Here is a 9,324-nt window from a genome sequence, read left to right as displayed (position 1 = left end):
TTTCAAAACTCAATTAATTAATTGAGTTATATATCATATTTAGTGTATATTTAATTTGATAATTAATTATTATTATGCTATCTATTGAGAAAAATTTGGAAAAAGAATCATCTAATAGTAAAATAAATGAAATTGTTGAACAAAAAAAAGAAGATTTACAAAATATATTGAAAATTACTATAAGTCCAGAAGAAGAAAAAATATTGATAATATTGACACAAACAAATAATAAGGAAGAAAAACTTTGATATTCAAATTTACTTCAAATAAAAATTGCTGAAGATTTAGCAATAAGAGATTGAAAAATAGAAGACTTTAACTCATATTTAATGTGATTTATTAATCGTTATTCAAAAGAATTTCGTGATATTGTATGGTAATAATTATTTATTTATATTTATATAAAAATGTATTAAAATTTAATTATTTTTTAATACATTTTTTTAGTAAAATATTTATTGATATTGTATTTATTTCTCATTTTTATAGTTATATACACCATATTTTTTATGTTTCTTCACTATTTATATTAAATTTAGTTTTTTCTATATTTTTTTATGAATTTATTTTATTGATGTGTCTAAATCTTAATAATTTTAACATTATGTTTACTACTTACATATTTTACTAAATCTAAATCATGAGTTATAAAAACAATAGTATTTCATTTTTTATTTAATTCCATAAGTGTATTTGCTATTCAATAAGAAGTGTTTTTATCAAGATTTCCTGTAGGCTCATCCGCAATAATAAACTCTGGATTAGTTATTAAAGCTCTAGCTATTGCAACTCTTTGTTTTTCTCAACCACTTAATTTGGGTGCTAAAGTATTTTTTTTATCTGTAAGATTTAGATTATGTAATAATTCATCAATTTTATCTTGTTTTTTTGAAATTTTTTGTCAAACTATTTCCAAAGGAAATTCAATATTTTCCTTTACAGTTTTGTAATCAATTAATTTAAAATCTTGAAATACAACTCATATTTTTCTTCTATATTTTTGGACTTCCCAATTAGTAAATCTTGCAATATCTTCTTTTTTATGAAAAATCATTTTTTTAGGTGGTTTCAATTGTCTTATTAAAAACTTTACTAAAGTTGTTTTTCAAATTCAAGATTCTCATAATATAAAAACAAAATCTTCATCATATAAATTTAAATTAAAATCTTTAAAAATAAAATTCGGTGTTCATTTATATCACCAAGTTAAATTCTGAATTTCTATAAGTAAATCTTTATCAGACATATTTTATATTAATTTAATATATAAATTATATTCACAATAGTATATATAAAATATTTTTAATAGCAAATTTAAGTAAATTTTTGTTGTAGACTATTTCAAGTGTGTTAATTAAAAATTAAAAGATATAATGAATACGAAAATTTTTAAATTAGTTAAATTTTTACATAAAAAAATATCATAATAAACTTATATTAAATATAGCTTAACAAATATATATAAATATAAGATAATATTTATTTTTTAATTTTAGGTAGACACATTTGAGTAGTATTATACAAAATCTTAAATCTCAAAAAAAAATATAAGTTAATATTATTTTATAATATATTTATATAATTATATATAACATTTTTTAATATATCTAATTTATTTTTATCAATTCAATTTATCTTATATAATTCTTTTAATATTTTATCATAATATCAAAACATATTCAACACATTTATACTTTCTTTAAAATTTATATCAAAAGTCCAACATAATAATGATACAATAAAATCTGCTTTTGATACAACAAATCATCTATCTACAAGTTTTTCTTTTTTGAATTCATAAAATATTTTGTCACTAATATCTCATCAATCAATTTTATCTCAATCTAACTTTGATAAAGTGTCTGAATTAAATATGTTATATAACATATTTTGTACTTTATCTGCATCTCTGATAATTTTTGAGATAAATAATGTATTATTTTTTTCATCATTATTCATTTTTTTGAAAGTATTTTCATTGTATAAGTCATTAATATTGTATTTATTGTGATATTTTACTGCTAAACAAATTTGTTCATCATATCAATCTTTTTGTAAAAGATTATATCAGAAATTTCAATGTTCAAATTCATTTCATGCCAAAACTCTTTCTTTATTATTTTGATAAAATCTTCATATATCATGAAGTAAAAAAACTATTTCTAATTTATTTTTAATAATATCATTAATTTTTTTATTTTCTTCCATTTTTATTAAGATTAATCTTCAAATTTCAAGTACTCAATTTGAATGTCTTAATTTATGATTATTATATTTTGATACTTTTTTTTCTATGTTTATATTTCATATATTATAATGATTTATCAAATCTTCAGTTGCTTTTGTTAAACTATACATAAATTTATTTTTAATAAATAAATATTTTTTTACACATTACATATATAAAAAATATTAAATAAATCAAGTTTATTTTTAAATTTTGTGTTGGCAATATTTAAGTTGTAGAATAAAACTTCTAAATCCTTTATTTAAACAAGGATTTGCGAGAAAATAAAAATATTTTTATGTATTACATAAATATTTTATAATTTTTTAAATAATTATTTTCTACTTTTTTTGATTTTTTTAAGATAATTTATTTAATTTTATATTTCTTCTTCTTGATAATCTTTGACTCAAAATATTTCTATATTTTCATCATCTGCATAATCTATTGCAGTTTGTACTATATCTTCAATATCTTTGTCTTTTGAATTTGGATCATGATGAGTAAGTCACATTTTTTTGATTCAAACTTCTTTTGCAATTCTAGCACAATAATCTGGAGTTGCATGTCAAAATCATACCGTAGCTTTTTCATATCTTTCTATTGTATATTGAGAATCCATTATAAGAAAATCAACTCATAATAAAAATTCTCTTAAAGAACTTGATAATCAATATTCATTTTCATGATCTGTCAAAAACACAAAAACTTTACCTGTTGGTCTTTCTTCAATTCTATATGCAACTGTATGTTCTGGATGATTTGATTTATGCATAAATATAAGTAAACATTCATCTATTAATACAGATGCATTTCATATTTTTAATTGAGAATTATCTTTTAAAATATTATAATAAATAGATTTTGAAATTGTTTTTTGTCAATATTTAGGATGAAATACTATAATTAATGTACTAACAAACTCATATCATTCATAAGATAAATTACTTTTTATCTCTTTATAATGAACTGGAAAAAATGGTGGTTTGAATAGTGTTTGAATCATTTTTTTGGGTCATACTCAGGTATCAATTGGTCCTATTAATTTTACATTTAAATTTTTCATAAATAAAAAAGGACTCAAAAATAATCATTGAGTATGATCATGATGATAATGAGTAAATAAAACATAAACATTTTCTACTCATCATTCTTTCATTACATCCATACTCATAGGTAAAAATCAACTACCTGCATCTATTGAAAGTATAGTTCCTGGTGAAAGACATTCAGAATATATTCTTAAATTTGTTGTATTTCAACCATAAATAATACTTTCAGAATTTGATACTGGTGTAGATCCTCTAGTTCAATATACTTTTACTCTCATTTTTTTAAATTAATAATAAAAATTATAATACTAATTATATATAATATATTTTAAAAAACAATAAATTATTTATTTTTTGTTTAATATTTGTAGGGAAAACAAAAAATTAATCTAAATCAAAATTTTTTTCAAATAGTAAACTAAAAAATTCTTAAATAAACTTGCATTTTTTTTTAAAATTAATATATATTGATATATAAGTTTTTGTATGAAGTATGTATTTAAACTTATTTTATTTTTGAAAAATATAAAATTAAAAATTAATGCTATATATTGATTTAATTTATAAGAAATTATTTAATTTGTAATGGAAAATGAGAAAATAAAAAATTCAAAAAAATATTCATTAAATGAATTAGTAGAAAAAGTTGATAAACTTAGAAAACAAGATGATTTTGATTTGTCTTTGGAGCAAGATCTTGTAATTTGAATTATGAATTTAATAAGTATAGAAGAACATTTATTATTTTCATATAACAAAACTTGAAAAACAAAATATTTAAATTTATTAAATGAAGCTAGAAATCATAGAAAAATACTTTTGAAAGAAGTTATAAAAGAATATGAATGAGAAGTGCGATGTACTGCTAAACATTTATTGTCAACTTGTATGAGATTGATGGAGGTGGGAACTAAACAACTTTGACTTTGAAAAGAAGAAAAAGCTAGACAGTTTTTTGATCAATCTTATGATATGTATTGTATGTTTTGGTGAATAGTTATGGATATGATACAAGGAAATGAAAGTGATGAAAATAATAAATCAGAAAATAATGAAAAAACAGATAATAAATTGATTTGAGATATTATAGATTGTTGTGATGAATAATTTTAATTAATAAATTAGTTTGATTATGAAAATAGTTTTTGTATGAGCTATGTGGTGTGCTTCTTGTTTTGTTATGAAACCTATAATGAATGATATAAAAAAAGAATTTGAAAACTTAGATATAAGTTTTTATGATTATGATCAAGATAATAAAATTGTTGAAAAATATAATATCAATGATATATTACCAGTTATTGTTTTTGTAGATGATAATTGAAATGAATTAAAAAAACTTGAATGAGAATATTCCAAAAAAGAATTAATTAATATAATTCAAAATTTAAATTAATAATATTATATAAATACTATGATGAAACTAATTACAATTTTTTTTATTTTTTTGAGTACATTATTTTTGTTTTGATGTGAGCAAAATGAAGATAATGAAAATAATACTGATAATGTTGGAACTAATGAAAATAATGAAATTAATGAAGATAATGTTGGAACTAATGAAGATAATGAAGATAATGTTTATGAAGTTGCAAATCCAGATGACTTAACAATAAATGAAGATAAAGTTAATATATATTATTTTTATTGAGATTGATGTCCTGCTTGTGCTCAGCAAAATAAGATTTGGGAAAGATTGTTAAATAATCCTGATTATTCAGATAAAATAAATTTATTAAAATTTGAAGTTTGGTGAAATAAATATAATTCTATTTTTATGTGAAAAGTTGCATCTTATGTTGATACTAATATAAATTGAGTACCTACTACATTTATATGAGATAATATGTTTGTGTGAGTAAATGAAGATGATATTGTTGAACAAATAGAAATTTGTATACAAGAATCTTGTGAAGATGTAATATATAATGGAGTTATAAAATAATTATAATGTATGTTTAATTGTAATAAATTTTTAAATTATGAAAAAATTAATATTAATTTTTTTGTCTTTATCTTTGTTTTTGTTATGATTTTCTTTTTGAGAAATTATTGATATTCAATGACAAGAAAATAATGAATCTACTTCAAAAATAAAAGTTATAAAAAATACAGAGAAGACTTTTGAAGCTCCTTTTGTTTGAGAAATAAATTTTGATTCTTTTTCTCTACCTTTATTAACTATAATTGCTTGATTATTAGATTGATTTAATCCTTGTGCTTTATTTATATTATTATTTTTATTGAGTATATTACTAACTAGTTGAGATAGAAAAAAATTAATAATATTATGATCTACATTCATAATAGCATCTTGAATAGCATATTTTATTATACTTTATATGTTGTTATTCTCTATACAAACAGTCCCAGCTCATTATAAATCTTATTTTCAGTTATGAGTATGAGTATTATGAATAATGTTTTGACTTATTAGTATATATAATGCATTTTTTGTGAAAAAATGATGTTCTGTTATGAATAAAACTAAAAGAGATTATTTTTTTACAAAAATAAAAAATGTAATAGATAAAAAAAGTATATTATTATCAATGATTTGAATAGCTATTATAGCTTTTTTGGTTAATTTTATGGAAATGTTTTGTACAGTATGAATTCCTCTTACATATACAACAATATTAGCATCACAAAATTTTGATTGGTATATTAGTATGTTTTATCTTATTCTTTATGTGTTTTTCTTTTTATTGGATCATTTTGTTATATTTACTATAGCTATTTTTACATACAATATAATATGAGTAAGTAATAAATATACAAAATGGATAAATTTATTTTGATGAATATTAATGTTATTACTTTGAATAATTATAATATTAAATCCTAAATTGTTGATGTTATAATATTAAATTTTATTTATAAAATAAAAAATTAAGAGTTTAAATCTTAATTTTTTTTAATAAATTTAAATTATCTAATATTTTACATAAAAAATTAATTACTTTTTTTAAATATATAATATATATTAAATATAGTTATAAATAATCATAATAATAACCATATATACATCCATACAAAACTTGGAATAATTATAAAAATATCAGCAAATTTTCATATATCAGATATTGGTCATACATTAAAATCTAGAAGAACATAAAATATTACCAAAAATCATAATACTGAAAAGATATATTTATTATATTTATTATATTTAAAAAGTGTGAAAAATATAATAGCATAAAACATAATTATGATAAAAGAAAAAATATCGGCAGAAAAAAATATAGCTAATATAGAAAAAATTATTCACATAAAAAAAGATATATAATCTTTATCTTTTATATTTAAACTTGCTTTCAATAAAAGGTTTCAAAATATTAAACTTCATATAAATCATCATAATAAAACAATTGCTCTTATTCATCAAGAAGTTGTAGCAAGTCAACTACCATCAATATTTATATCTATTTTATGAAAATTTCAAAAAGTTATAAGAGCTCAAACTCAATGTCATATTTCATGGAAAATAGTTACTATATAATTTATAATATATCATATATATGGAATATTAGATATTACATAATGTAGTAATAATGCAATTATTAAAGCTAATAAAAATATTTTTTTACTATTTTTCATGTTTTTAAAATTATAAATTAAATTTTTTCCATCAATTAAGATAATATTGTATAATATTTGGATTATCTAATGTATTTATTTTTATATCATCAATATTTACTTGATAATCTTTATCAAATTTGTAATTGATCATATCATTATCTCAAGTTAATATATTTGATTTACTTGCTGATATAAACCCCCAACTACCAAAACTTGGTATATAAACATTGTAAGCTATTGTATTATTAAAACTTTCTTGTAATGTTTTATATATACACCAAAAACTTTCATTTGCAAAAAATGCATTTGAAGCTTGTGTAGTAAATAAACCATTTTGATCTAATATTTTATGTATTCCATTATAAAATTCTTTTGAATAAAGTTTTGATAATGCAGTATTTCTTGGATCTGGAAAATCTGCTATTATAATATCGTAAATCTCTTTTTCTTTAATAATATAATTGAAAGCATCTTTATTTATAACTTCAACATTTTTATTATTTAAACTATTTTTATTTAAACTTTTTAATACTTTGTTTTCTCTAGCAATTTTAGTTACAGCAGGATCCAAATCTATTATTTTAATCTTATATTTTCTATTTTGCATAGTTTCTATAATATCTCTTGTTAATAGTCAATCTCATCATCATAAAACTAATATATTCCAATTTTTTTTATCAGTATTTTTTACATATTCTTTTCAATGTTGCCATAATCATGAATGATATCTATGTTCATCCAGAGACATAAATTGTAAATTATTATCAATATATAATCTTATATCATCTCATCATTTGGTAATAATAATATTTTGATATGCACTTTTTTCACTGTGTATAATAGTATCTTTATAAAAAAAATTATTCCAAATATTTTCTATTTTTGAATTTAATCATATAGCCAAAATTAAATAAAATAATAATACTATTAGGAATGATAATATATAATTAGATACTTTGACATATTTTTTTATTTGTTTGAGATATATAAACCATATAGCTATAATTATGTTTAATAATCACATTAAAATTGCAGAATTTTCAACTCATATCCATGGCAAAAGTATAAATGGAAATAGAAAAGTCGCTATCAAAGCTCATGCATAATCATATGTAAATACATCCGATACAATATCTTTAATTTTGGAATTAGTTTTATTTTTTTTCTTTTCTTCATCTATTATAGAAGCTATAAGTGGAATTTCAAGTCATGTTATAGTTCAAATAGTAAGAACTATAATTATATAAAATAATTGAAATATTTCAGGATTAGTAAAAAAATATATATACAAAAATTTGATTAAAAATACAGAAAATCATCATATTACTCATAATAATAATTCAGCAATAAAAAAAGTTTTAATATTATTTTTAAATAATCTTACTATATATGATCATATTCATAATCAGGTAAGAAATAATCATATTGCCATAGAAAATTGTAATACACTATTTCAAATTAAATATGAACTTATAGTTCATAATAATAATTGATAAACTAATCAAGATATTGAACTTAAAAATATTAAAAAATATAACATAAAAAATATTTATTTTAAATTAAAATACAAAAAAATATTATGTTAAGATATAATTAAAATATCTTAAAATACAAGATAATTTATTATTTGTGTCCACTATTGACAATTTAATATTATAAAAATAATAAAAAAACTTGAATTTTTAAAAAAAATCTTTATATATAAAATACTTTATGGCGGTTGTAGCTCAATGGCAGAGCCCTGGTTTGTGGTACCAGTTGTTGCGGGTTCGAGTCCCGTCAACCGCCCCATTTCAGTAATATTATTAAAATAGATAATATGAACTCCAAATTTTTTGGAGTTTTTTATTTAATATTAATATTTTGGTATTTTATAATATATATTATGATGTATTCTAATTAATTTTTACTTGAAATGATATAAAATATGTTTATATATAAGTTATATTTATATATTAAATAATATTAATGAAAAAAATTAAATTATTAGTTTGAGTTTTTGTAGCTTGACAAATTGCAACAATGTTTTGTAAGGATGAAAAATTTAAAAAGAAATATAATGAATCTGTATCTTTTGATAAAGTTAAAGTAGTATTTAGTTCTCTGATAGATTTAAATAAAAATATATTTTTTAAAATAAAAGATATAGATTATGAAGCTAAATTTAAATTGTTTAAAAAAACTTTTGATAAAGAAAGAATATATTTGGAATCAAAAATAGAAGAATTAAGAATGCAACTTGATAATAAAAATGAAGAAATTTTGAAGCCAAAAATAAAAGATTTGGAAGATAAAGTTTTGGAATTTAGAGATAAAGCATATGAGAATGCAATTGATATAGATAAAAAATATTGATTAAGAGAAAAATCAGAAGAACTAATCGAAAAAGTTAGAAATTTAAAAAACAGTAATAAATTATCAAAAAATTATGATAATAGTGAAGAAAATGATTAAAAATAATTA

11 protein-coding genes and 1 tRNA gene are annotated in these 9,324 nt (G+C 19.0%); 7 read left to right on the top strand and 5 right to left on the bottom strand.

Annotation, left to right across the window (positions count from 1 at the left end):
* The first annotated feature begins 74 nt into the window (after nucleotides 1-74).
* Nucleotides 75-380 (top strand): hypothetical protein, encoded by a 306-nt coding sequence (locus VAMP_RS00340; RefSeq protein WP_213348039.1) that lies wholly within the window; start codon nucleotides 75-77, stop codon nucleotides 378-380.
* Nucleotides 381-580: 200 nt separating this feature from the next.
* Here VAMP_RS00340 and VAMP_RS00335 read toward each other — a convergent pair whose 3' ends face one another.
* The 3 genes from VAMP_RS00335 to VAMP_RS00325 all read right to left on the bottom strand — a co-directional run bounded on the left by VAMP_RS00335 (nucleotide 581) and on the right by VAMP_RS00325 (nucleotide 3,557).
* On the bottom strand, nucleotides 581-1,246 hold the full coding sequence (locus tag VAMP_RS00335) for a cell division ATP-binding protein FtsE (RefSeq protein WP_213348037.1): 666 nt from the start codon (nucleotides 1,244-1,246) through the stop codon (nucleotides 581-583).
* Nucleotides 1,247-1,563: 317 nt separating this feature from the next.
* Nucleotides 1,564-2,358, bottom strand: a complete 795-nt coding sequence (locus VAMP_RS00330) for an HD domain-containing protein (protein WP_213348035.1) — start codon at nucleotides 2,356-2,358, stop codon at nucleotides 1,564-1,566.
* 248 nt (nucleotides 2,359-2,606) lie between these two features.
* Nucleotides 2,607-3,557 (bottom strand): MBL fold metallo-hydrolase, encoded by a 951-nt coding sequence (locus tag VAMP_RS00325; protein WP_213348033.1) that lies wholly within the window; start codon nucleotides 3,555-3,557, stop codon nucleotides 2,607-2,609.
* Nucleotides 3,558-3,864: 307 nt separating this feature from the next.
* Here VAMP_RS00325 and VAMP_RS00320 point away from each other — a divergent pair, with 307 nt between their 5' ends.
* From VAMP_RS00320 to VAMP_RS00305, 4 genes are read left to right on the top strand one after another with little or no spacing between them, the layout of a single operon-like run.
* Nucleotides 3,865-4,386 (top strand): hypothetical protein, encoded by a 522-nt coding sequence (locus VAMP_RS00320; protein ID WP_213348031.1) that lies wholly within the window; start codon nucleotides 3,865-3,867, stop codon nucleotides 4,384-4,386.
* A 25-nt stretch (nucleotides 4,387-4,411) separates the two neighbouring features.
* Complete coding sequence (locus VAMP_RS00315) at nucleotides 4,412-4,675, top strand: thioredoxin family protein (RefSeq protein WP_213348029.1); 264 nt, start codon at nucleotides 4,412-4,414, stop codon at nucleotides 4,673-4,675.
* A 21-nt stretch (nucleotides 4,676-4,696) separates the two neighbouring features.
* Complete coding sequence (locus VAMP_RS00310) at nucleotides 4,697-5,224, top strand: hypothetical protein (protein ID WP_213348027.1); 528 nt, start codon at nucleotides 4,697-4,699, stop codon at nucleotides 5,222-5,224.
* Nucleotides 5,225-5,261: 37 nt separating this feature from the next.
* Nucleotides 5,262-6,143, top strand: coding sequence for a hypothetical protein (locus VAMP_RS00305; protein WP_213348025.1), 882 nt, complete (start codon nucleotides 5,262-5,264; stop codon nucleotides 6,141-6,143).
* A 91-nt stretch (nucleotides 6,144-6,234) separates the two neighbouring features.
* Here VAMP_RS00305 and VAMP_RS00300 read toward each other — a convergent pair whose 3' ends face one another.
* Both VAMP_RS00300 and VAMP_RS06835 read right to left on the bottom strand, forming a co-directional pair.
* Nucleotides 6,235-6,879: a M50 family metallopeptidase gene (locus tag VAMP_RS00300; RefSeq protein ID WP_213348023.1), complete on the bottom strand. Its 645-nt coding sequence runs from the start codon at nucleotides 6,877-6,879 to the stop codon at nucleotides 6,235-6,237.
* Nucleotides 6,880-6,889: 10 nt separating this feature from the next.
* Nucleotides 6,890-8,401 (bottom strand): fused MFS/spermidine synthase, encoded by a 1,512-nt coding sequence (locus VAMP_RS06835; protein WP_213348021.1) that lies wholly within the window; start codon nucleotides 8,399-8,401, stop codon nucleotides 6,890-6,892.
* 176 nt (nucleotides 8,402-8,577) lie between these two features.
* Here VAMP_RS06835 and VAMP_RS00290 point away from each other — a divergent pair.
* Nucleotides 8,578-8,652, top strand: a tRNA-His gene (locus tag VAMP_RS00290).
* Nucleotides 8,653-8,829: 177 nt separating this feature from the next.
* Entirely contained in the window at nucleotides 8,830-9,315 is a 486-nt protein-coding gene (locus tag VAMP_RS00285) for a hypothetical protein (RefSeq protein ID WP_213348019.1), read from the top strand.
* The last annotated feature ends 9 nt before the right edge of the window (nucleotides 9,316-9,324 follow it).

Source organism: Candidatus Vampirococcus lugosii (assembly GCF_018420025.1).
Taxonomy (GTDB): domain Bacteria; phylum Patescibacteriota; class Gracilibacteria; order Absconditabacterales; family Absconditicoccaceae; genus Vampirococcus; species Vampirococcus lugosii.
This window is presented reverse-complemented; position numbering and strand designations above follow the sequence as displayed.